17 protein-coding genes, 2 tRNA genes and 1 rRNA gene are annotated in these 22,323 nt (G+C 42.1%); 15 read left to right on the top strand and 5 right to left on the bottom strand.

Features of this window, described 5'->3' with window-relative positions; translation table 11 throughout:
* The first annotated feature begins 111 nt into the window (after positions 1-111).
* The 3 genes from rrf to PROVRUST_RS09785 all read left to right on the top strand — a co-directional run bounded on the left by rrf (position 112) and on the right by PROVRUST_RS09785 (position 446).
* Positions 112-227, top strand: a 5S ribosomal RNA gene (gene rrf / locus PROVRUST_RS09795).
* 59 nt (positions 228-286) lie between these two features.
* Positions 287-363, top strand: a tRNA-Asp gene (locus tag PROVRUST_RS09790).
* 7 nt (positions 364-370) lie between these two features.
* Positions 371-446 (top strand) — tRNA-Trp (locus PROVRUST_RS09785).
* Positions 447-663: 217 nt separating this feature from the next.
* Here the strand turns inward: PROVRUST_RS09785 and hdfR are convergent.
* Positions 664-1,491, bottom strand: a complete 828-nt coding sequence (hdfR, locus tag PROVRUST_RS09780) for an HTH-type transcriptional regulator HdfR (protein WP_006814635.1) — start codon at positions 1,489-1,491, stop codon at positions 664-666.
* Positions 1,492-1,602: 111 nt separating this feature from the next.
* On the opposite strand from hdfR, the gene PROVRUST_RS09775 reads away from it, so the two are divergent.
* A complete protein-coding gene (locus PROVRUST_RS09775) occupies positions 1,603-1,941 on the top strand; it encodes a MaoP family protein (RefSeq protein WP_006814634.1) in 339 nt (112 codons plus the stop codon).
* Between the two features lie 78 nt (positions 1,942-2,019).
* Here the strand turns inward: PROVRUST_RS09775 and PROVRUST_RS09770 are convergent, their stop codons facing one another.
* Positions 2,020-3,546, bottom strand: coding sequence for a YifB family Mg chelatase-like AAA ATPase (locus tag PROVRUST_RS09770; protein ID WP_006814633.1), 1,527 nt, complete (start codon positions 3,544-3,546; stop codon positions 2,020-2,022).
* Between the two features lie 481 nt (positions 3,547-4,027).
* Between PROVRUST_RS09770 and ilvL the strand changes: the two genes are divergently transcribed.
* From ilvL to ilvA, 6 genes are all read left to right on the top strand, one after another.
* Positions 4,028-4,126, top strand: coding sequence for an ilv operon leader peptide (gene ilvL, locus PROVRUST_RS19740; RefSeq protein WP_112837475.1), 99 nt, complete (start codon positions 4,028-4,030; stop codon positions 4,124-4,126).
* A 133-nt stretch (positions 4,127-4,259) separates the two neighbouring features.
* On the top strand, positions 4,260-5,906 hold the full coding sequence (ilvG, locus tag PROVRUST_RS09765; protein WP_006814630.1) for an acetolactate synthase 2 catalytic subunit: 1,647 nt from the start codon (positions 4,260-4,262) through the stop codon (positions 5,904-5,906).
* A complete protein-coding gene (gene ilvM, locus PROVRUST_RS09760; protein ID WP_006814629.1) occupies positions 5,903-6,172 on the top strand; it encodes an acetolactate synthase 2 small subunit in 270 nt (89 codons plus the stop codon). Before ilvG ends, ilvM begins: the two co-directional genes overlap by 4 nt.
* Positions 6,173-6,185: 13 nt before the next feature.
* Complete coding sequence (locus PROVRUST_RS09755) at positions 6,186-7,115, top strand: branched-chain amino acid transaminase (RefSeq protein ID WP_006814628.1); 930 nt, start codon at positions 6,186-6,188, stop codon at positions 7,113-7,115.
* Positions 7,116-7,176: 61 nt separating this feature from the next.
* Positions 7,177-9,027 (top strand): dihydroxy-acid dehydratase, encoded by a 1,851-nt coding sequence (gene ilvD, locus PROVRUST_RS09750; RefSeq protein ID WP_039854898.1) that lies wholly within the window; start codon positions 7,177-7,179, stop codon positions 9,025-9,027.
* A gap of 2 nt (positions 9,028-9,029) precedes the next feature.
* Positions 9,030-10,604, top strand: a complete 1,575-nt coding sequence (gene ilvA, locus PROVRUST_RS09745; RefSeq protein WP_039854897.1) for a threonine ammonia-lyase, biosynthetic — start codon at positions 9,030-9,032, stop codon at positions 10,602-10,604.
* Here the strand turns inward: ilvA and ilvY are convergent.
* Positions 10,596-11,492: an HTH-type transcriptional activator IlvY gene (ilvY, locus tag PROVRUST_RS09740; protein WP_039854896.1), complete on the bottom strand. Its 897-nt coding sequence runs from the start codon at positions 11,490-11,492 to the stop codon at positions 10,596-10,598. The two genes, ilvA and ilvY, sit on opposite strands and share 9 nt — an antisense overlap.
* Before the next feature lie 188 nt (positions 11,493-11,680).
* Between ilvY and ilvC the strand changes: the two genes are divergently transcribed.
* Both ilvC and rep read left to right on the top strand, forming a co-directional pair.
* The gene (gene ilvC / locus PROVRUST_RS09735; RefSeq protein WP_006814624.1) at positions 11,681-13,156 is read left to right on the top strand and encodes a ketol-acid reductoisomerase; all 1,476 of its coding nucleotides are present in this window, start codon (positions 11,681-11,683) and stop codon (positions 13,154-13,156) included.
* 309 nt (positions 13,157-13,465) lie between these two features.
* Positions 13,466-15,493 (top strand): DNA helicase Rep, encoded by a 2,028-nt coding sequence (gene rep, locus PROVRUST_RS09730; RefSeq protein WP_006814623.1) that lies wholly within the window; start codon positions 13,466-13,468, stop codon positions 15,491-15,493.
* Between the two features lie 39 nt (positions 15,494-15,532).
* Here rep and gppA read toward each other — a convergent pair whose 3' ends face one another.
* Entirely contained in the window at positions 15,533-17,035 is a 1,503-nt protein-coding gene (gppA, locus tag PROVRUST_RS09725) for a guanosine-5'-triphosphate,3'-diphosphate diphosphatase (RefSeq protein ID WP_006814622.1), read from the bottom strand.
* Between the two features lie 11 nt (positions 17,036-17,046).
* Positions 17,047-18,333 (bottom strand): ATP-dependent RNA helicase RhlB, encoded by a 1,287-nt coding sequence (gene rhlB, locus PROVRUST_RS09720; RefSeq protein ID WP_006814621.1) that lies wholly within the window; start codon positions 18,331-18,333, stop codon positions 17,047-17,049.
* A gap of 117 nt (positions 18,334-18,450) precedes the next feature.
* On the opposite strand from rhlB, the gene trxA reads away from it, so the two are divergent.
* The 3 genes from trxA (at position 18,451) to wecA (ending at position 22,319) form a co-directional block, all read left to right on the top strand.
* Entirely contained in the window at positions 18,451-18,777 is a 327-nt protein-coding gene (gene trxA, locus PROVRUST_RS09715) for a thioredoxin TrxA (RefSeq protein ID WP_039854894.1), read from the top strand.
* A gap of 569 nt (positions 18,778-19,346) precedes the next feature.
* A complete protein-coding gene (rho, locus tag PROVRUST_RS09710; protein WP_006814618.1) occupies positions 19,347-20,606 on the top strand; it encodes a transcription termination factor Rho in 1,260 nt (419 codons plus the stop codon).
* Between the two features lie 627 nt (positions 20,607-21,233).
* Positions 21,234-22,319, top strand: a complete 1,086-nt coding sequence (gene wecA, locus PROVRUST_RS09705; protein WP_006814617.1) for a UDP-N-acetylglucosamine--undecaprenyl-phosphate N-acetylglucosaminephosphotransferase — start codon at positions 21,234-21,236, stop codon at positions 22,317-22,319.
* The last annotated feature ends 4 nt before the right edge of the window (positions 22,320-22,323 follow it).

Genomic DNA, 22,323 nt, shown 5'->3' with positions numbered 1-22,323 from the left:
ATAAAGTTGAATTCAATAAAGTGAGAAGCCGAAAGGTGAAGGACACAGCAGCTTGTTCAGGATTGATGTTCTGGTTTAAGAAAAGACTTAAACGGGAATAAACAGAATTTGTCTGGCGGCAATAGCGCGGTGGTCCCACCTGACCCCATGCCGAACTCAGAAGTGAAACGCCGTAGCGCCGATGGTAGTGTGGGGTCTCCCCATGTGAGAGTAGGGAACTGCCAGACATTAAATTAAGATTGATTGCAATACGCAATGAGTCGCCGAAAGGCAAAGAAGAATAAGTGGAGCGGTAGTTCAGTTGGTTAGAATACCTGCCTGTCACGCAGGGGGTCGCGGGTTCGAGTCCCGTCCGTTCCGCCACTTAATTAGGGGCGTAGTTCAATTGGTAGAGCACCGGTCTCCAAAACCGGGTGTTGGGAGTTCGAGTCTCTCCGCCCCTGCCAGTTACCAATTAAGTAATAATAAAAGAAGTATCTATTGATAACCCGATTACTTTAATCGGGTTTTTCTTTATCTAAATTTTGTTAATTCTTGCTATAACCCCCTAACTACCCACCCAAAAATCTATTTCAAAATCAACTTATTCATTTTTAATTCATTATTTCAGGAGTGAAAAATGAGCGATGGAGCCATCACTCATTTTTGCAGATTTCAGCAAGATTAAATATGGTTAATTGGCGTTTTAATTAGCTGGTTAATTAGCGCTTGTTGATCATTTTTTTTCAGCCAGATAGCGTATAAAGGCTTAGTAATAACGTTCTCTGAGAGCGCTTTTAGCCCAGGATAATGCTGAAGCCAATGAGAAGGTAAAAACGCAGCTGAAAGCGATACAGACAATAATTGGCGTGTAATATTAGCCGATGTCGTGATCATTACAGGTGAGTCGTCTTGAGCAATAGCTGGTTCATTCTTAGGATGAAAATCAGCTCCCCATTCTAGTTTGATAAAATTATATTGAGTGAGAGATATATTCTTTTGTGAAGCCATTAACTGGATCTCAGCTGATCCAATAATAGTGCTTTCAAACTCATCCATTTTGGGAGGTTCTATCGCAATAAGTAGATCCAATTCTCTAGAATGAAGTTGTTTAACAAGAGATTGGCGAGTAGAGATTCGGGCTTCTAAGCGTAACTCATTATGTTGACTATAAAGGTTTTCAACCCAATCAGTTAAGTAGCCCTCCCATAATGACGCCGTTGCACCAATAGATAATTCAGTATGTTGGGATGCATGTGAAATTTCTTTTTTAGCTTGTAACCAAGTATTCATTAGAGATTCAGCGTAAGGAACTAATCGTTCACCCGCTGGAGTTAATCGAATATTATTACGGTGTCTTGTAAATAAATTGGTACCGAGTTGAGTCTCTAACTGTCTGATACGAAAGCTAACGGCAGACTGCGTTAAGTAGAGAGATTCTGCGGCTCTGCCGAAGTGTCTGGTTCTACTGACTTCTAAAAAAGTTCTTAATAACTCGCTGTCCACATACATCTCCAATAATTTTTGTCGTGATGATTTAAATGTTTTGTTTTACAGATTGTCAATGCTGTCTAATACTCCGCGCCATATAGAGTTGACCGTAATCAGTTAGGAGTGTGTCAGATGGCAGATAGCTTCATCACGACTAATCGTTTTTTTGACAATAAACATTATCCACGTGGCTTTTCCCGTCATGGTGACTTCACCATAAAAGAAGCTCAGTTGCTAGAACGTCACGGCCAAGCTTTTAATGAGCTTGATACAGGTAAGCGCGCGCCACAAACAGAAGAAGAAGAGTTATTCGTTGCTGTTTGTCGTGGTGAACGGGAACCTGTTACCCTAGAAGAAAAGGTATGGACGAAATATTCTAGCCGTATTAATCGTCCAAAACGCTTCCATACCCTATCAGGTGGTAAACCGCAGATAGACCCATCGGAAGACTATACCGATTCAGATGATTAAGTTCATTAAATGGTAAAATAATAAGGGACTTCGGTCCCTTTTATTTTTTAGTGTAATATTATTTTCATCTACATACCTTCAGCTTACTTGTTTTTGCAAATGAAGCAATAACTTATCCATAGCTCGATATCCCAATGCTTCTAGTAAATGCTTTTTTTGAATATCTGAAGATGAGTCTAGGTCTGCAATTGTTCGAGAAACGCGTAGGATTCGATGCCAAGCACGAATAGATAGCCCTAATTTATTGAGTGCATTCTCTAAGAATAAAGCATCCTCATTATTAACCTGACATATCTTTGTTGTTTCTCTTGATGAGAGTTGACTATTAATTTTTCCCGCCCGCTCAAACTGCCTTTCTCTTGCCTTAATCACTCTAGAACGAACTTTTTCGCTGGTTTCTCCTTGGCTATTTTGATGACTAAGCATACCTAATGGTAATAATGGAATTTCTATCGATAAATCAAATCTATCTAAAAAAGGCCCTGAAATACGAGATAAATATCGTAGGATCTTTGTGGGCGATGAGCGGTTCATTTCACCTTGATAGTGTCCTGTAGGACTTGGATTTAACGCAGCAATAAGTTGGAAATTAGCAGGAAAGCAAACTTTAGCTTTAGCTCGCGAAATTATAACCTGATGAGATTCTAGTGGCTCTCTTAATGAGTCAAGAGCGGCTCGTGTAAACTCAGGTAATTCATCAAGAAATAGAATTCCATGATGAGCGAGGGATATTTCCCCTGGCTTTGGTAGAGTTCCCCCTCCAATTAATGCTGCCGTTGAAGCACTATGATGAGGTGCTCTGAATGGTCTTTCTGGCCAGTTTTCCTCTATTCTTATTGTTTGGCTTAGGCTTTTTAGTGCTGCGACCTCTAGTGCTTCTTGGGGCGTTAAAGAGGGGATAATAGTGATAAGACGGCTGGCTAACATTGTTTTGCCTGTACCCGGAGGACCGAGTAATAAAAGATTATGTCCTCCAGCGGCACAAATCTCCAAAGCACGTTTTCCATGCTCTTGACCAATAATGTCGCTGATATCATTTTCATGGTCTGGAGGATGCGGTGCCTTAGTAATGTGTTGGTTGCTAATAAGCGTATTTTTTCCATGAAGATATTGGCAAAGTTCGAGTAAGGATGATGAAAAATTTGAACTATCACTTGGTAGTAAGCGGAGTTGATGTTGATTGTCTAAAGGTAAAATTAAGCGTCTATTTTCGGTTATTGCGGCTTGAGCCGCAGGAATGGCGCCGTTGATATAACGTATGGTTCCCGATAGTGCGAGTTCACCAAGAAATTCGTGCTGTTCTAATAAGTCATATGGAATTTGTCCGGATGACGCCAAAATGGCAACAGCTATCGCCAGATCGTAGCGCCCACTTTCTTTAGGTAGATCAGCTGGCGCTAAGTTTATTGTCATTTTTTTGACTGGATATTCAAAACCACTATTGATTATTGCGCTTCTCACGCGATCCCTTGCTTCCTTTACGGCAGTTTCAGGTAAGCCTACTAAGGTTAATCCGGGAAGCCCGTTACTAATATGAGCTTCTACCGTGACTAATGGTGCATCCATGCCAATTGATGCGCGAGTATAAACAATTGCTAGAGCCATAAATTTCTCTTTTAGGTTAACAGAGTTATATGCTGTTTAAAAAAAGTGATTTTTATTGTGATTACTTCTATTTTTGCGAAGAGGCTCGATAATTAAATCATCAGGTTTCTTTATCACTACATTTTTCTTTGAAAAGGCTCGAATACTAATAATCAAGGGATAGTGGCGGTATTTTATTTTGTGATAGAAATAGTTTTGTTCTGAAATTAATTAGGATAACTGGCAGCTGTTTTAGATTTTATTGAGGTTAATTTGCATTGGATTAATTTGGTGAATAACGCTGACTCTCTTGTAATAGATAATTATAATGACTGATTTTTAGTGTTAAATTCAGTTGATTGTCCTAAGTCGTCTGTAACCAATTGAATTTTAATCAAATAAAAAACATCATGTTTAAAAAATTAAATAAGAGTTGTCAAAACAATTTTAAAATGATAACTCTTTAATAAAGCAAACGATAAATGTTGAAAAGATTAAACTCATGAACAAATTCATCCAAGTGATTAGCCTAATTATTAGCGTGGTGGTGATTATTATCCCACCGTGCGGGGCTGCACTTGGACGACGAAGGCTGAAATAGTAGCCAAATCTTACGAGAACCCCGCACCGAAAGGCGCGGGGTTTTTTTTCACTTGAATCTTTAGCAAACCAACAAATAAATAAAAACATAATAAATACAAATAAATAAAATAATAGACAGACAGGAGACAATCATGAACGGAGCACAATGGTTAGTTCAGGCATTACGAACACAAGGTGTTGATACTGTTTTTGGATATCCCGGAGGGGCAATCATGCCGGTTTACGATGCCCTATATGATGGAGGCGTTGAACATTTACTGTGTCGCCATGAACAAGGGGCCGTGATTGCAGCAATTGGTTATGCTCGTTCAACGGGTAAAACGGGTGTTTGTATCGCGACTTCTGGACCTGGAGCTACCAATGTTATCACGGGTTTAGCAGACGCTTTACTTGACTCTGTACCTGTAGTCGCGATAACGGGGCAAGTCGCATCTGCGTTTATTGGTACTGATGCTTTTCAGGAGATTGATGTTTTAGGATTATCCCTCGCCTGTACAAAACACAGTTTTTTAGTGGAATCGATAGAAGAGTTACCGCGTATTCTCGCTGAAGCTTTCGCAATCGCAAATAGTGGACGTCCCGGACCTGTACTGATTGATATTCCGAAAGATATTCAGCTACAACATGCAGAATTAGCGCCATATTTGATGCCTGTTGAACAAGACGATGTCACTCCGCAAGATGAGATTCAACAAGCAAGAGCATTACTGGAACAGTCAGAAAAACCCATGTTATATGTTGGTGGGGGCGTAGGAATGTCTGGAGCAGTGAATGAGCTGAGAGCTTTTATTGAATACACCGGCATTCCATCAGTTGTGACGTTAAAAGGATTGGGTTCAGTTTCGCCATCGGATAAAAACTACTTAGGTATGCTTGGCATGCATGGAACTAAAGCCGCTAATATCTCGGTGCAACGTTGTGATTTATTAATTGCAGTTGGCGCTCGCTTTGATGATAGGGTCACCGGAAAATTAAATACTTTTGCACCGAATGCAAAAGTCATTCATATCGACATTGACTATGTAGAGTTAGATAAATTACGTCAAACTCATGTTGCTCTATTAGGGGATGCTAAAGCGTTATTACCTAAATTGATGGTGAAGAAATCCATTACAAATTGGCAGCATGAAGTTCAGCAACTAAAGCAAGAGTGTGGCTGGCGCTATGATCATCCAGGGGAACCAATCTATGCTCCTCTGTTGTTGAAGCAGTTATCAGAAAAAATGAAACCTAATACGGTAGTGACGACGGATGTTGGGCAACATCAAATGTGGTCTGCTCAGCACATCTCTGTGGATGCGCCTGAAAACTTTTTGACGTCCAGTGGTCTCGGAACTATGGGGTTTGGTGTTCCAGCTGCAATTGGTGCTCAGGTTGCTCGCCCTAATGACACCGTGGTATGTGTCTCTGGTGATGGTTCTTTCATGATGAACGTTCAAGAGCTGGGTACTATCAAACGTAAACAGCTACCTGTGAAGATTTTATTATTAGATAACCAGCGGTTAGGTATGGTACGTCAGTGGCAAGAACTATTCTTTGAGCAGCGCTATAGCGAAACTATTTTGACTGATAACCCAGATTTTGTTGCATTAGCGGGCGCTTTTGGTATTCAAGGTCGTCGTATTACCCGCAAATCTGAAGTGGATGCCGCACTTGATGAATTACTGACTAGTGAAGGCGCATTTTTATTACAGGTATCAATTAATGAATTAGAAAACGTCTGGCCATTGGTTCCACCAGGGGCAAGCAATGAAAAAATGATGGAGAAACCGTTATGATGCAACATCAAATCTCAATATTGGCTCGCTTTCGTCCAGAGGTTTTAGAGCGTATTTTACGAGTCACTCGCCATCGTGGATTTCGAATTAACTCCATGAATATGGATCAATTATCAGATGGTGATAATGTAAGTATTGAATTGACCGTCAGTAGCCAACGACCATTAGCACAATTGTGCGCGCAGTTAACTAAGCTATCTGACATCACTGCAGTTGAAATAAGACAACAAGAATCACGACTATTACGCACACAAAGTGCAATGTAAGGAATAAATTAAAATGACTAAGAAAGCTGACTTTATTTGGTTTAACGGTGAAATGACGCCTTGGGCAGATGCAAAAGTTCACGTTATGTCTCATGCCCTGCATTATGGAACTTCAGTATTTGAAGGCGTTCGTTGCTATGACTCTCACAAAGGACCTGTGGTATTCCGTCATCGTGAGCACATGCAACGTTTGCATGACTCTGCAAAAATTTACCGTATGCCTGTCAGCTATAGTGTTGATGAGTTAATGGAAGCCTGCCGTGCAACTTTGCGTAAAAATAACTTAGTCAGTGCGTATATTCGTCCATTAGTTTTTATTGGTGATGTGGGAATGGGTGTCAACCCGCCAGATGGTTATAGTACCGATGTGATTTTAGCTGCGTTTCCATGGGGCGCCTATTTAGGAGAAGAAGCTCTAGACCAAGGTATTGATGCCATGGTTTCTTCATGGAATCGTGTAGCTCCAAATACTATTCCTACAGGTGCTAAGGCCGGTGGTAACTATCTATCGTCATTATTGGTTGGTAGTGAAGCTCGCCGCCATGGCTACCAAGAGGGAATCGCATTAGATGTACATGGTTACCTATCTGAAGGGGCTGGTGAAAATATTTTTGAAGTGAAGGATGGCATTCTGTATACACCGCCATTTACATCCTCAGCTTTACCTGGGATCACGCGTGATGCGATTCTAACGTTAGCAAAAGATATGGGTATCGAAGTTCGCGAACAAACGCTATCTCGAGAGTCTCTCTATCTTGCGGATGAAGTATTTATGACGGGTACAGCAGCAGAGATCACGCCAGTACGTAGTGTTGATGGTATCCAAGTAGGTATTGGTCGTTGTGGCCCTATCACTAAGAAAATTCAACAAGCATTCTTTGGCTTGTTTGACGGTACAACAGAAGACAAATGGGGCTGGTTAGATCCAGTAAACCCTCAATAACTAAATTATATCGATTACAGGCGGTCGTTCCCCGCCTGTTTTAATACACGGGAGTCAAGATATGCCTAAGTACCGTTCAGCAACAACCACCCATGGTCGTAATATGGCAGGAGCACGCGCCTTATGGCGTGCAACAGGTATGACCGATGCTGACTTTGGAAAACCAATTATTGCGGTTGTTAACTCATTCACTCAGTTTGTTCCTGGTCACGTACATTTACGTGATTTAGGGAAACTCGTCGCAGAACAAATCGAACTAGCAGGCGGCGTGGCGAAAGAGTTTAACACTATCGCGGTAGATGATGGGATTGCGATGGGGCATGGAGGAATGTTGTATTCCTTACCTTCCCGTGAATTAATTGCTGACTCCGTTGAATATATGGTAAATGCCCATTGTGCGGATGCAATGGTGTGCATTTCTAACTGCGATAAAATTACTCCCGGAATGTTAATGGCGTCTCTACGTCTGAATATCCCGGTCATTTTTGTTTCTGGCGGTCCAATGGAAGCCGGAAAAACCAAGCTTTCAGACCAAATTATCAAACTTGATCTTGTGGATGCGATGATCCAAGGCGCGAATCCTAATGTCAGTGATGAAGAAAGTGAGCAAATTGAGCGTTCAGCGTGCCCAACATGCGGGTCATGCTCCGGTATGTTCACTGCGAACTCCATGAACTGTTTAACGGAGGCATTAGGGCTTTCTCAACCGGGAAATGGCTCATTACTGGCAACTCATTCAGATCGTAAAACATTATTTGTTAATGCAGGCAAACGTATTGTTGAACTGACAAAGCGCTATTACGAACAAGATGATGAAAGTGCATTACCTCGTAATATCGCGAATAAAGCTGCATTTGAAAACGCGATGACATTAGATATTGCGATGGGTGGCTCAACTAACACCGTTTTACATTTACTTGCGGCGGCACAAGAAGCAGAAATTGACTTTACGATGGATGATATTGATCGCTTATCTCGCCAAGTACCTCACTTGTGTAAAGTTGCTCCAAGTACCCAGAAATATCATATGGAAGATGTCCATCGTGCTGGTGGTGTTCTTGGGATCTTGGGTGAACTAAGTCGCGCTGGTTTACTGCAAGAGAATGTGACGAATATTCTAGGACTTTCCTTCCAAGAAACATTAGCTCAGTACGATGTTATGCTGACTAAAGATGAGTCTGTAAAATCAATGTTTTCTGCGGGTCCTGCAGGTATTCGTACAACCCAAGCATTTTCACAAAGCTGCCGTTGGCCATCACTGGATACTGACCGTGAAAATGGGTGTATCCGTAGTATCGAGCATGCTTATAGCTTGGATGGCGGTTTGGCGGTTCTGTCGGGTAATATCGCGGAGAATGGCTGTATTGTTAAAACGGCAGGCGTTGATGAAGGTAGTTTAATCTTCCGTGGCCCAGCTAAAGTGTACGAAAGCCAAGACGATGCTGTAGAAGCCGTTTTGGGTGGGAAAGTGGTGGCTGGGGATGTGGTTGTTATTCGCTATGAAGGTCCTAAAGGTGGACCTGGTATGCAAGAGATGCTGTACCCAACCTCTTATCTGAAATCCATGGGATTAGGAAAAAGCTGTGCTTTGATAACCGATGGACGATTTTCAGGGGGAAGCTCTGGTCTGTCTATTGGACATATCTCCCCAGAGGCGGCAAGTGGCGGTTTATTAGCGCTGGTACAAGATGGCGATATTATCGATATTAACATTCCAAATCGCACCATGGTGCTGGATGTTAGTGAGGATGAATTGGCAAAACGCCGTGAAGCAGAACTCGCGCGTGGAGATAAAGCATACACACCACGAAATCGCCAACGTGAAGTTTCATTTGCTTTACGGGCTTATGCCTCCCTTGCAACGAGCGCAGATAAAGGCGCAGTACGCGATAAATCTAAGCTAGGAGGTTGATTGTGGCAGCTGCAAAACCGTTACCTACAATGCCCTCTGGAGCTGATTACTTAAAAGCAGCACTCAGTGCTCCCGTTTATGAAGTGGCGCAAGTTACGCCGCTTCAAGAAATGAGCAAGCTTTCATCTCGTATGGGTAATACGATTTTAGTGAAGAGAGAGGATAGGCAGCCGGTTCATAGCTTTAAGCTGCGCGGTGCCTATGCGATGATTGCAACTCTGACGGAAGAGCAAAAAAAGAAAGGTGTGGTTACTGCATCAGCGGGTAACCATGCGCAAGGTGTCGCTCTATCGGCGAGTCGTGTTGGCGTCAAAGCTAAAATTGTTATGCCTGTTGCAACGGCAGACATCAAAGTTGATGCGGTTCGTAGTTTTGGCGGGGAGGCTATTTTATATGGCGCAAACTTTGACGAAGCCAAAACCTATGCTATCGCAATGGCAGAAAAAGAGGGCTATACCTTTGTTCCACCATTTGATCACCCATCTGTGATCGCAGGGCAAGCCACGATAGCTTTGGAGTTACTTCAACAAGATGCACATTTAGATCGTATTTTTGTTCCTGTAGGCGGTGGCGGGCTTATTGCTGGTGTCGCGGTGTTAATTAAACAATTAATGCCTGAAATTCAGATCATTGGTGTAGAAGCGGAAGATGCGGCTTGTTTAAAAGCGGCATTAGAAGCAGGTCATCCCGTTGATCTTCCTCGTGTGGGATTATTTGCTGAAGGCGTAGCGGTAAAGCGTATCGGCGATGAAACCTTTCGGTTATGCCAGCAGTATGTTGATGATGTGATCACCGTCGATAGTGATGCAATTTGTGCAGCATTGAAGGATATTTTTGAAGATGTTAGAGCAATTGCAGAACCATCGGGGGCTTTAGCCTTAGCGGGTCTGAAAAAATATGTTCAGCAACACAACATTCGTGGAGAACGTTTGGCGCATGTCTTATCTGGCGCCAATATGAATTTCCACGGGCTACGCTATGTTTCCGAGCGCTGTGAGCTGGGTGAGCAGCGAGAAGCATTACTCGCGGTAACAATTCCTGAGCAGAAAGGTAGCTTTTTACGTTTTTGCCAGCTACTGGGTAACCGCTCTATTACCGAATTTAATTATCGCTACACCGATGCAGATCCTGATCGCGCGTGTATTTTTGTTGGTGTTCGGCTCAATGGCGGCGAGCGTGAACGCGTTGATATCATTCAGGAGCTACAAGGGAATGGTTATGAAGTTGCCGACCTTTCCGATGATGAAATGGCAAAATTACATGTTCGTTATATGATTGGTGGTCGCCCATCCAAGCCATTAGATGAAAAATTGTATAGCTTTGAATTTCCTGAATCGCCGGGCGCACTATTAAAATTTTTAGAAACCTTGGGAACCCACTGGAATATTACGCTGTTCCATTACCGTAGCCATGGTACTGACTACGGGCGTGTGCTGGCGGCATTTGAACTGTCAGGCCCAGAAGTACGCTTTGATCGTCATCTTGATGCATTAGGCTATGAATATCACGATGAAACAGGCAATCCATCCTTCCGTTTTTTCTTAGCGCCACAAGATAGACAAACGACATTAGACTGAATGTTCTGGGAGCAATTCCCAGAATGCTTTCACCAAAGGGTCGCTTAGGCGTTTGCTTAACAGGCAAACGCCGAGTTCAAAGGGTTCGACCATCGAAATATTATCGAGTTGGGAAACGCGACTACGAACAGGTTCAGGGCTGTTATCCACGACAACACTCGGGATCAACGCAATTCCACAGCCCAAGGCAACCATAGAAACAATCGCCTCGTGTCCCGATACTGTCGCATAAATCACGGGATTATGAATTTGATGACGTTTAAACCAGAGTTCAATTCGCTTACGTGAAGGACCATGCTCAGGCAATATAAAGGGAACTGAAGACCAATCAGGTTTATCTTCAATCACCATACTTCTGACTGCACATGGCAATGACGGGGCAATCAGTACTAACGGAATTTCACCAATCTTTGCAAAACGCACATTATCAGGTAGGCGCTCGGGTTTTCCTGCGATACCTAAATCGGCCTCTTTGGTTTCAACTTTTTCGACAGCATCGGCGGCATCACCTGTCGTCAATTTAATTTCTACCAATGGATGCAAGGCTCGAAATTTATCCAGCACTTGGGGTAGGTGGCTGTACGCCGCCGTGACAGAACAAAACAGACGTAATTCACCGCTCAATGATGGACTTTGATGATTAAGGGCATACTGTAGCTGCTGATATTGCAATAGTGTTTGCTGAGCGAACTGTTTTAAATGCTCGCCTGCTTGGGTGAGTTTCACGGAGCGATTATCTCGAATAAATAAGGGATGCCCAAGCTGGTCCTCTAAACGCTGTATCTGCCTTGATAGTGTTGAAGGGCTGACATGCATTGCTTTTGATGTGCGCCCAAAGTGGCAGCTTTCTGCTAAATGCAGAAATAATCGTAGATCACGGATATCCATTTGACCCTCGTATCGGATGATTTATCACGTTGCAAATATTGCAACATTATATTGTTAATATATCAATTTAAGCAATGTGAATCATCGCATATAGTAAATCCATAACTGCTCAATAATGAGCAACAGGCAACGAGGTTGTCTGATAATACAAACACAACAGAACACTGACCGAGTAATGGAGTAAGACCATGGCGAATTATTTTAATACATTGAACTTGCGTGACCAGTTAGCTCAATTAGGCAAATGCCGCTTTATGAACCGCGATGAATTTGCGGATGAAGCAGGATATCTGAAAGGTAAAAAAATCGTCATCGTCGGTTGTGGAGCTCAAGGTCTGAACCAAGGTCTGAATATGCGTGATTCTGGTTTAGATATCGCTTATGCGCTGCGTCCAGAAGCGATCAGTGAAAAACGTGCATCATGGCGTAAAGCAACAGAAAATGGTTTCAAAGTTGGTACCTATGAAGAGTTGATCCCTGAAGCTGATTTAGTTATTAACTTAACGCCAGACAAGCAACACTCTACGGTTGTTCGTGCTGTTCAGCCAATGATGAAGCAAGGCGCTGCGTTAGGCTATTCCCATGGCTTCAACATTGTTGAAGTTGGTGAGGAAATCCGTAAAGACATCACTGTTGTGATGGTTGCACCAAAATGCCCAGGAACGGAAGTTCGTGAAGAGTATAAGCGTGGCTTTGGTGTTCCAACCTTGATCGCGGTTCATCCAGAAAATGATCCGAAAGGCGAAGGTATGGCAATCGCGAAAGCGTGGGCAGCAGCGACAGGGGGTCACCGTGCTGGGGTTCTGGAATCGTCATTTGTTGCAGAAGTTAAGTCTGACTTGATGGGCGAGCAAACGATTCTGTGCGGTATGCTGCAAGCGGGCGCATTACTGAGCTATGATAAAATGGTCGCGGATGGTGTAGAACCGGGCTATGCAGGAAAATTAATTCAATTTGGTTGGGAAACGATTACTGAAGCGCTGAAGCAAGGTGGTATCACCCTGATGATGGACCGTCTGTCTAATCCAGCAAAAGTACGCGCTTATGCACTTTCTGAACAATTAAAAACTATTTTAGCGCCACTGTTCCAAAAACATATGGATGACATTATTTCTGGTGAGTTCTCATCAACGATGATGGCAGACTGGGCAAATAATGATAAAAACTTGCTGACATGGCGTGAAGAAACGGGTCAATCATCATTTGAGAATTACCCAGAATCTACGGCTAAAATTTCAGAGCAAGAGTACTTTGACCATGGTGTTCTATTAGTTGCGATGGTTAAAGCGGGTGTTGAATTAGCTTTTGATACCATGTTAGAAGCAGGGATCCTTGAAGAGTCTGCATATTATGAATCACTGCATGAATTACCACTGATTGCGAATACTATTGCCCGTAAGCGTTTATATGAGATGAACGTGGTTATTTCTGATACCGCTGAGTACGGTAACTATTTATTCTCATTTGCGGCAGTACCAATGTTGAAAGAGTTTATGACCAAATTGCAAGCGGGTGATTTAGCAAAACCAGTGGCTGATAACGGCACTGATAATGCGCAGCTGCGTGATATCAACGAAGCGATTCGTAACCATCCTATTGAAAAAATCGGTAAGACTTTACGTGGGTATATGACGGATATGAAGAAGATCGCCGTCGCTCACTAATTTTTCGTCACTCTTCGCGTGATAGGTGCGTTGGCTACACTCGGTTACCCAAGTTACATACTAAATGTATGCTCCTTAGGATAACCTCCTTTGCCGCCTTCCTCTAACGCGAATAGTTTAGAAAAATATATCGTTGTAATAAAAGAAAAAGAGCAAAGCAAAAAACAAAGTAAAGCCATATCGTTCTGATGAATGATGTGGTTTTTTGTTTTTTATAAATAGAAAGGATCGTTGCTCAAGAGTTGGTTAGGTTTCTGCTACAATCTGTAGCGAGTTCCATTTTGAATAATTAAGTGATGTAGAGAAACCATGCGATTAAATCCGAGCCAGCAGCAAGCTGTTGAATATGTGGATGGCCCGTGCCTTGTATTGGCGGGGGCCGGTTCAGGTAAAACACGGGTTATTACCAATAAAATAGCCCACCTGATCCGCCACTGTGGTTATCAACCACGACAAATTGCGGCGGTAACATTTACCAATAAAGCTGCACGCGAAATGAAAGAGCGTGTTGGGCAAACATTAGGTAAAAAAGAGGCGCGAGGATTAATTATTTCCACGTTTCATACTTTGGGTTTGGAAATTATCAAACGCGAGTATAAAGCGTTGGGTATTAAGTCCAACTTCTCTCTGTTTGATGATCAAGACCAAATCGCATTATTGAAAGAACTGACATTTGATCTTCTTGAGGAAGATAAAGATCTTCTTAAGCAGCTGATCTCGACGATCTCAAATTGGAAAAATGATCTGATCTCCCCACAGCAAGTCATTGGACAAGCTAGAACTGAAAAAGAACACCATTTTGCCGAATGCTATCGTCGCTATGAATTACACTTAAAAAGCTGCAACGTACTGGATTTTGACGATTTGATTAGTAAGCCAACGCTGCTTTTATCTCAAAATGAAGAAGTACGTGAGCGGTGGCAACAAAAAATCCGTTATTTGCTGGTGGATGAATATCAAGATACCAATACAAGCCAGTATCAATTGGTTAAATTGCTGGTTGGGAATCGAGCGCGCTTTACGGTGGTGGGTGACGATGACCAATCCATTTATTCATGGCGTGGGGCTAGACCACAAAATTTAATTCTGCTTAACCAAGACTTTCCAAAATTGAATGTGATTAAGCTAGAACAAAACTATCGTTCATCGGAACGTATCTTGAAAGCTGCCAATATTTTGATTGCCAATAACCCCCATGTTTTCGAGAAAAAGCTGTTTTCAGAATTGGGTTATGGGGCACCACTAAAAGTACTTACGGCAAATAATGAAGACCATGAAGCTGAACGTGTGATTGGTGAATTGATAGCACATCACTTTATTAATAAAACGCAGTATAAAGATTACGCTATTTTATATCGAGGTAATCATCAATCGCGTATTTTTGAAAAAATGTTGATGCAAAACCGGATTCCTTACCGCATTTCAGGGGGAACCTCATTTTTTTCCCGCCCTGAAATTAAAGATTTATTGGCGTATTTGCGAGTACTTACTAACCCTGAAGATGACAGTGCATTTTTGCGTATCGTGAATACGCCGCGTCGTGAAATTGGGCCTAAAACTATTCAAAAATTAGGTGAATGGGCTAACCAACGAGGAAAGAGTTTATATCAAGCAAGTTTTGACTTGGGATTAGAACAAACGTTAACAGGGAAAGGGTTAGAAGCCTTGCAGCGTTTCACTCGTTGGATGGACGATATTGTGAGAGTTTCAGAGCGAGAGCCTCTGATAGCTGTACGAGATTTATTGAGGGAAATGGATTACGAAAGTTGGTTATATGAAACCTCACCAAGCACCAAAGCAGCAGAAATGCGCATGAAAAACGTCAACCAATTATTTACTTGGATGAGTGAAATGATTGAGGGCGATGAGTTAAATGAGCCGATGACGCTGAATCAGGTTGTTACCCGTTTTACTTTGCGCGATATGATGGAGCGTGGTGAAGATGATGAAGATTCTGACCAAGTACAATTAATGACACTGCATGCCTCAAAAGGTCTTGAGTTTCCTTATGTTTTTCTTGTGGGAATGGAAGAGGGGTTATTACCACATCAAAGCAGTATCGATGAAAATAATATTGATGAGGAACGTCGATTAGCTTACGTTGGGATCACGCGAGCCCAACGAGAATTATTCTTCAGTCATAGCCGAGAGCGTCGCCAGTATGGGGAGTTAATTCGCCCTGAACTTAGCCGCTTTTTACTTGAATTACCTCAAGATGATATCGAGTGGGAACAGCAGCGAAAAGTGGTGAGTGCGGAAGAACGTATGCAGAAAGGGCAATTTGCGCTAGCAGATATTAAGGCTCGATTAGGATTAAATAAAAAAACTGAAAAGTAATGAGATAAGTTCCCACGATACAGTGGGAACTCAGAATAGTTAGTTGGAACTATTACGTTCTTCTAATGCTAATGACCAATTCACGTAACTTTGCCATTGAATTTCTTGCTGTAAATTTTCCGCACGTAGAGGGTGCTCTTCTAACCAGCGATATGGCAGCATAATGGTTAAATTTTGCGTATTCGCATTCAGCCTTAATGCAGGCAAAGTATCATCGCGTCGGCGGCTAGCGAAGATGATCGCCAAGCGTAGCAAGCGACATAAATAGTAAGTTTGTTGCATTGGTAATGCATTTTGTTGGCTTAAAGACGCTAAATCAATTTGGCCTTGTTGATTTTTAAGAAGGGCAGCAAGTAAGCGTTTTTGTGCTGGTGTATATCCAGGTAAATCTAGATGGGTAATTAAGTAGCTTGCATGCTCGGGCGCTTTTCTGAAATCAACACTTAGCCCGATTTCATGTAAAGCACATGCACTTGATAGAAGGTCTCGACAACGGTTATCGAGTTCCCACTCTTTAGCAACTTGCAGATAAAAATATTCAGCGAGCTGGCGAACGCGGCTAGCTTGTTCGATATCAACAAGGAATCGGCGTTGGATATTACGCAAAGTTCTAGCTCGAATATCTTGCTCGATAGGCAGTTCCAGCATCCCGTAAACTAAACCTTCACGCAGAGCCCCACCTGCTAGCGTCATATTTTCAATATTTAACGCTTTGAAGATGGCGATTAAAATGGATAAACCGCTTGGGAATACGAGAGCGCGCTCAAAAGTTAGCCCATCAATTTCCAACTCTTCCAATTTATGGCATTGAATAGCTTTATGTTTCAGTTGCTGTAATTTTCCAAGGGTGATTAGCTCATCCATCCCTTGGGCAATCATAATTTCCTGAATAGCTTGCACAGTTCCTGATGCGCCGACACAAATTTTCCAACCATGGGCTTTGAGTGTATCCGCGATGGGGGTGATAACCTGTTGTGCTGCGGCTTCGGCTTGGGCAAAATTTTCTTCAGTTAAGGTTCTGTCACTGAAATAACGTTCGAGCCAAGTGACACACCCCATTTCAAGACTATATAACTGCTGAGCTTGGGCACCGGTTCCGGTGACTAACTCGGTACTACCTCCGCCAATATCGACAACTAAACGCTGTTCTGGGCCCCCGGTAGTGTGAGCAACACCTTGATAAATCAGGCGGGCCTCTTCTTCTCCTTGGATAACTTTGACTGGATTTCCTAGGATCTCACTGGCTTTCTCGATAAAAATATCAGCATTTTTGGCTAAACGCAGTGTTGCGGTTGCCACAACACGAATTTGCGAGTTCGGAATATCTTGCAGATGTTCCGAAAAAAGGCGCAGACACTGCCAGCCTCGCTCCATCGCTTGTTCGGATAAGATATTATCTTTATCTAACCCTGCCGCAAGTCGGACTTTGCGTTTGACTCGAGAAATGATCTGAATGCTTCCTGCGGTTTCACGTACAACCAGCATATGAAAGCTGTTAGAACCTAGGTCGATAGCCGCATACAGAGAAGAAGATTTCAGCATAAGTTATTTACTCAGTCTGCGCGTTTATGGTTGTGGCGTGGGCCATTATGTCGACGTGGTGCATTGGAATTGCGACGAGGACCTGTTGGGCGCGGACGGTGACGACGTTTTGGTGCTGGGAGCTCACTCAAGAGTGCTTCACTGTTATATTTGCTAACTGGAATTGAATGCTGAATATATTCTTCAATTGCAGGCAAATTTAATGAGTATTCTTCACACGCGAGGCTAATGGAGTTTCCACTCTCACCGGCACGACCGGTACGCCCAATACGGTGTACATAGTCTTCGCAGTCATCGGGTAAATCATAGTTAAAGACATGAGTTACAGATGGAATATGTAATCCACGGGCAGCCACGTCAGTCGCCACTAAGATATCAATATGGCCTTGGGTAAACTGTTCTAAAATACGTAAGCGCTTTTTCTGTGCTACATCACCAGTCAATAAACCAACACGGTGTCCATCCGCGGCTAAGTGAGCCCAGATATCGTCACAGCGATGTTTGGTATTGGCGAAAATAATACAGCGTTCAGGCCACTCTTCTTCGAGTAACGTTTGCAGTAAACGCATTTTTTCTTCGTTAGAAGGGTAAAATAACTCTTCCTTAATACGGTGACCGGTTTTTTGCAGTGGCTCAACTTCAATATATTCCGGGTTATTCATTTGCTCGAAAGCTAATTCTCTTACGCGGTAAGATAATGTTGCAGAGAACAGTAAGTTGAGTCTATCGGCTGCGGAAGGCATACGACGGAAGATCCAGCGGATGTCTTTGATAAAACCGAGGTCATACATACGGTCAGCTTCATCTAATACGACGACTTGGATAGCGGTTAAATCAACGTGACCTTGTTTTGCATAGTCAATTAAACGACCTGTTGTACCGACGAGGATATCAACACCGTTTTGCAAGACTTTGAGCTGCTCGTCATAGCCATCACCACCATAGGCTAGACCCATTTTCAAACCAGTGTACTCTGCCAGCTCTTTAGAATCTGAGTAAATTTGCACTGCTAGTTCGCGAGTGGGAGCCATAATCAGCGCACGAGGCTGATTGGTTTTTTTCCCATCCATAGCAGGGTGAGTTAAAAGAAAATGAAATGTAGACGTTAGGAATGCTAACGTTTTACCTGTACCTGTTTGCGCTTGCCCCGCAACATCTTTGCCTTCGACAGTGAAAGGCAGGGTAGCCGCCTGGATAGGCGTGCAAAAGTTGAAGCCTTTTTTATTAAGTGCTTCAATGACTTTTGGGTGCAATGCGAAGTCGGAAAACTTCTGTTCTGTCAAGTGTGCTTTACTCATAGTATGTTAGAATATCAGTTAACGGTTGGTTTACGAAAGTGTATCTTTTGAAATAAAGCATACTGATGCCAATTAATGCTACACTATGTCGGTAAAAATGATCCTTTGGAGTACAACATGAGCGACAAAATTAAACATATTACAGATGCAAGTTTTGCATCTGACGTTCTAAATGCAAATTCACCTGTTCTTGTCGATTTCTGGGCTGCATGGTGTGGTCCTTGTAAAATGATCGCGCCTATTCTTGATGAAGTTGCTGAAGAATATACAGGCAAAGTGACCATCGCAAAACTGAATATTGATGATAACCCAGCAACGGCTCCAAAATTTGGTATTCGCGGTATCCCAACACTTCTATTATTCAAAAATGGCAGTGTTGCTGCAACTAAAGTTGGCGCATTATCTAAAACTCAACTGAAAGAATTTTTAGACGAAAATCTGTAAGTTATAGCTTTATATAAGCGAAAACGTTTAGCGGTGTATTTATTTTATGTAGAGAGCCGCTAGACGTCCCCATTTAAGCATGATAAGTTAACAGCATTCCTCGTATAGCGCCCATAAGAATTACCTTGTTTTCCTTTGCTCTTTTCTGATACGTCTAGCTTACAGTTCTGTTTAGTAACAATGTTAACGTTGCTTATTATTAATTTAAAGTTGATGAATCCATCGTTGCATAACTGTGATGTTAAGCTCTGAGTGAATAAAATGGGTGGTACTAGGATAAGATGTTGTCCTAAATGTACAAAAAACTATTGCTAATATTGATTACGTTTCTAATAATATGCGAAATGTCATCTTGATGATTAAAAACGCACCTGTTAGTCACAACCTTATTCATTGCAATATTAGTTGTAGCGAGCACAAATTTTTATGCATTGTTGTTAGTTGATAGCTTCCAACAGGGCACTATAAAGTTAAACTGGCACTTAATAGGTCATTATTGTTACTATATAAGTTGCCTCCAATTTACGTTCATAGTTCGAGAATTACCCCGAGTTAAAGAACCCACCATTATGAATCTTACCGAATTAAAAAATACGCCAGTATCAGAACTGATTACGTTAGGCGAAAACATGGGGCTAGAGAATTTAGCCCGTATGAGAAAGCAGGATATTATTTTTTCCATTTTGAAGCAGCATGCTAAAAGTGGGGAAGATATTTTCGGCGATGGCGTACTAGAAATCTTACAGGATGGATTTGGTTTCCTCCGTTCAGGTGACAGTTCCTACCTCGCAGGTCCGGATGACATTTACGTATCTCCTAGCCAAATTCGCCGTTTTAACCTACGCACTGGCGACACTATTTCAGGAAAAATTCGTCCTCCTAAAGAAGGTGAACGTTATTTTGCCCTGTTAAAAGTTAATGAAGTTAACTTTGATAAACCTGAAAACGCCCGTAACAAAATCCTTTTTGAAAACTTAACGCCATTACATGCAAATAATCGTCTTCGCATGGAGCGCGGTAACGGCTCGACTGAAGATTTGACTGCACGAGTTTTGGATTTAGCGGCACCGATTGGTCGTGGGCAGCGTGGACTGATTGTCGCGCCACCTAAAGCGGGTAAAACAATGTTGCTGCAAAATATTGCGGCTAACATTGCACATAACTACCCAGACTGCGTATTGATGGTCCTACTGATTGACGAACGTCCAGAAGAAGTGACCGAGATGCAGCGCTTAGTTAAAGGTGAAGTTATTGCTTCGACATTTGATGAGCCAGCTGCACGTCACGTTCAAGTAGCTGAGATGGTTATTGAGAAAGCCAAGCGTCTTGTTGAACATAAAAAAGACGTTATTATTTTGCTCGACTCTATCACTCGTCTTGCTCGTGCATATAACACAGTCGTTCCTTCTTCCGGTAAAGTTTTGACTGGTGGTGTTGATGCGAACGCATTACATCGTCCAAAACGTTTCTTCGGTGCGGCACGTAATGTTGAGGAAGGTGGAAGCCTGACTATCATTGCAACTGCATTAGTTGATACTGGTTCGAAAATGGATGAAGTGATTTACGAAGAATTTAAAGGAACAGGTAACATGGAATTACACCTGTCCCGTAAAATTGCTGAAAAACGTGTCTTCCCTGCGATTGATTACAATCGTTCTGGTACACGTAAAGAAGAATTACTGACATCCCAAGATGAGCTACAGAAAATGTGGATCCTACGTAAGATTATTCACCCAATGGGTGAGATCGATGCAATGGAATTCCTCATCAGTAAACTGGCCATGACAAAAACCAACGAAGAATTCTTTGATTTCATGAAAAGAGCTTAATCGTTAGGATTATCTGTACATCGAATAGGCGCTCTTATTAGGGCGCCTATTTTTTTATCTAATTCCACACGGTATAAGTGAAATAATAATCTCCGCTTCAGAGAAAATGGAGTATTAATTACTCTATTTTTTAAGTAAAAAAAAATAATAAATGAACGCTAGATTATTAATCTGAAGGTGGTATTTTCTACATTCTTTTTTATACTTAAAGACTATCAATTGCTGATGCTCTTCCTGTTATACTTTAATGTAACGTATTGATATTATTTTTTAATATTTAAGTACATCCATATCGAATTTTGATATTTTTTTACCTCTATGATTTTATGCGAGATATTTTTCAACTTAAGTGGGTAAGAAATCGAAAAATCAATCGGTCGAAGATTGTCTTTTATGGCATGCATCTTGCAAGATTAAAGGATAGTATTGGGCGGATAGGATCAACTAAATGAAGCTATATATACCGTACTTTATTTATCAGCATATTTTATGGGTACCATCAACAGTGAAGACTCGTTTGAACGTGTGAATTTCTGCACAGATGATAATGCGGTACTTTAGGTTTTTCATCACAACCAAGAATTGTAGTTTTTAAAAGTCAGATAGAAATAATAAGAGAGTTGAACAGTGGACAGTACACACTTTGCCAGTAATCTCTTCTACGTTTTTTTATTTACTTTAGCCTTTATTTTTGTCGCGCGGATTGTTGCGACAAAAGTTGGTTTAGTCGATAAACCTAACTTTAGGAAAAAACACGTAGGATTGGTTCCTCTAGTTGGAGGAATCTCTGTTTTCTTTGGAGTCTGTTTCGCATTTGCGATCACAGAGGAATACATTCCACATAAATGGTTATATATCGCTTGTGCAGGCTTATTAGTCTTCGTGGGTGCCCTCGATGATAGATTTGATATCAGCGTAAAATTAAGGGCTGGAGTTCAAGCTATTGTCGCGGTTGTGATGATGACCGCAGCGGGACTTTCGCTGAAATCACTGGGTCATGCATTTGGACCATGGGAGCTGGTGCTTGGACCATTTGGCTATATTGTGACGCTATTTGCGGTATGGGCTGCGATTAATGCATTTAACATGGTCGATGGTATTGATGGCCTGTTAGGTGGTTTATCCTCAGTTTCATTTGGTGCCCTTGGATTTCTACTTTATCAAAATGGCAACTATGCTCTCGCATTTTGGTGTTTTGCCTTTATAGCGGCTATCCTACCTTATATTCTCCTTAACTTAGGCGTGTTAGGTCGTCGCTTTAAAGTATTTATGGGAGATGCGGGAAGCACACTGATTGGTTTTACGATTATTTGGATTCTCGTAGCATCAACGCAAGAAAAAGTGCATCCCATTAACCCTGTGACTGCATTATGGATTATTGCGATTCCATTAATGGATATGGTGGCAATTATGTATCGCCGTATTCGTAAAGGAATGAGTCCATTTTCACCGGATCGTCAGCATATTCATCACCTGATTATGCGTTCAGGCTTTTCCCCAAAAGGGGCATTTGTAATCATCACATTGGCCGCAGCAGTACTTGCGAGCATTGGTATCATTGGCGAACGCTTAACATTTGTCCCTGAGTGGGTAATGTTGGCATTGTTTTTGCTTGTATTTATGATGTATGGCTATTGCATCAAACGTGCATGGAAAGTCGCCCGTTTTATCAAACGAATTAGACGTCGTGTGCGCAAGAGTGCGGTCCGGTAACGAC

Origin of the sequence: Providencia rustigianii DSM 4541, assembly GCF_000156395.1 — a bacterium.
Classification (GTDB): domain Bacteria; phylum Pseudomonadota; class Gammaproteobacteria; order Enterobacterales; family Enterobacteriaceae; genus Providencia; species Providencia rustigianii.
Note: the sequence above shows the minus strand (reverse complement) of the source record. Positions and strands in the feature narration are given on the sequence as shown.

What these genes read in the sequence shown, in the direction of transcription:
- PROVRUST_RS09755 (WP_006814628.1), top strand. Translation starts at nt 6,186, where the DNA reads ATGACTAAGAAAGCTGACTTTATTTGGTTTAACGGTGAAATGACGCCT.
- rhlB (WP_006814621.1), bottom strand. Translation starts at nt 18,333, where the DNA reads ATGAGTAAAGCACACTTGACAGAACAGAAGTTTTCCGACTTCGCATTG.
- rho (WP_006814618.1), top strand. Translation starts at nt 19,347, where the DNA reads ATGAATCTTACCGAATTAAAAAATACGCCAGTATCAGAACTGATTACG.
- trxA (WP_039854894.1), top strand. Translation starts at nt 18,451, where the DNA reads ATGAGCGACAAAATTAAACATATTACAGATGCAAGTTTTGCATCTGAC.
- ilvG (WP_006814630.1), top strand. Translation starts at nt 4,260, where the DNA reads ATGAACGGAGCACAATGGTTAGTTCAGGCATTACGAACACAAGGTGTT.
- ilvY (WP_039854896.1), bottom strand. Translation starts at nt 11,492, where the DNA reads ATGGATATCCGTGATCTACGATTATTTCTGCATTTAGCAGAAAGCTGC.
- hdfR (WP_006814635.1), bottom strand. Translation starts at nt 1,491, where the DNA reads ATGTATGTGGACAGCGAGTTATTAAGAACTTTTTTAGAAGTCAGTAGA.
- ilvL (WP_112837475.1), top strand. Translation starts at nt 4,028, where the DNA reads ATGAACAAATTCATCCAAGTGATTAGCCTAATTATTAGCGTGGTGGTG.
- ilvC (WP_006814624.1), top strand. Translation starts at nt 11,681, where the DNA reads ATGGCGAATTATTTTAATACATTGAACTTGCGTGACCAGTTAGCTCAA.
- PROVRUST_RS09775 (WP_006814634.1), top strand. Translation starts at nt 1,603, where the DNA reads ATGGCAGATAGCTTCATCACGACTAATCGTTTTTTTGACAATAAACAT.
- gppA (WP_006814622.1), bottom strand. Translation starts at nt 17,035, where the DNA reads ATGCTGAAATCTTCTTCTCTGTATGCGGCTATCGACCTAGGTTCTAAC.
- rep (WP_006814623.1), top strand. Translation starts at nt 13,466, where the DNA reads ATGCGATTAAATCCGAGCCAGCAGCAAGCTGTTGAATATGTGGATGGC.
- PROVRUST_RS09770 (WP_006814633.1), bottom strand. Translation starts at nt 3,546, where the DNA reads ATGGCTCTAGCAATTGTTTATACTCGCGCATCAATTGGCATGGATGCA.
- ilvD (WP_039854898.1), top strand. Translation starts at nt 7,177, where the DNA reads ATGCCTAAGTACCGTTCAGCAACAACCACCCATGGTCGTAATATGGCA.
- ilvM (WP_006814629.1), top strand. Translation starts at nt 5,903, where the DNA reads ATGATGCAACATCAAATCTCAATATTGGCTCGCTTTCGTCCAGAGGTT.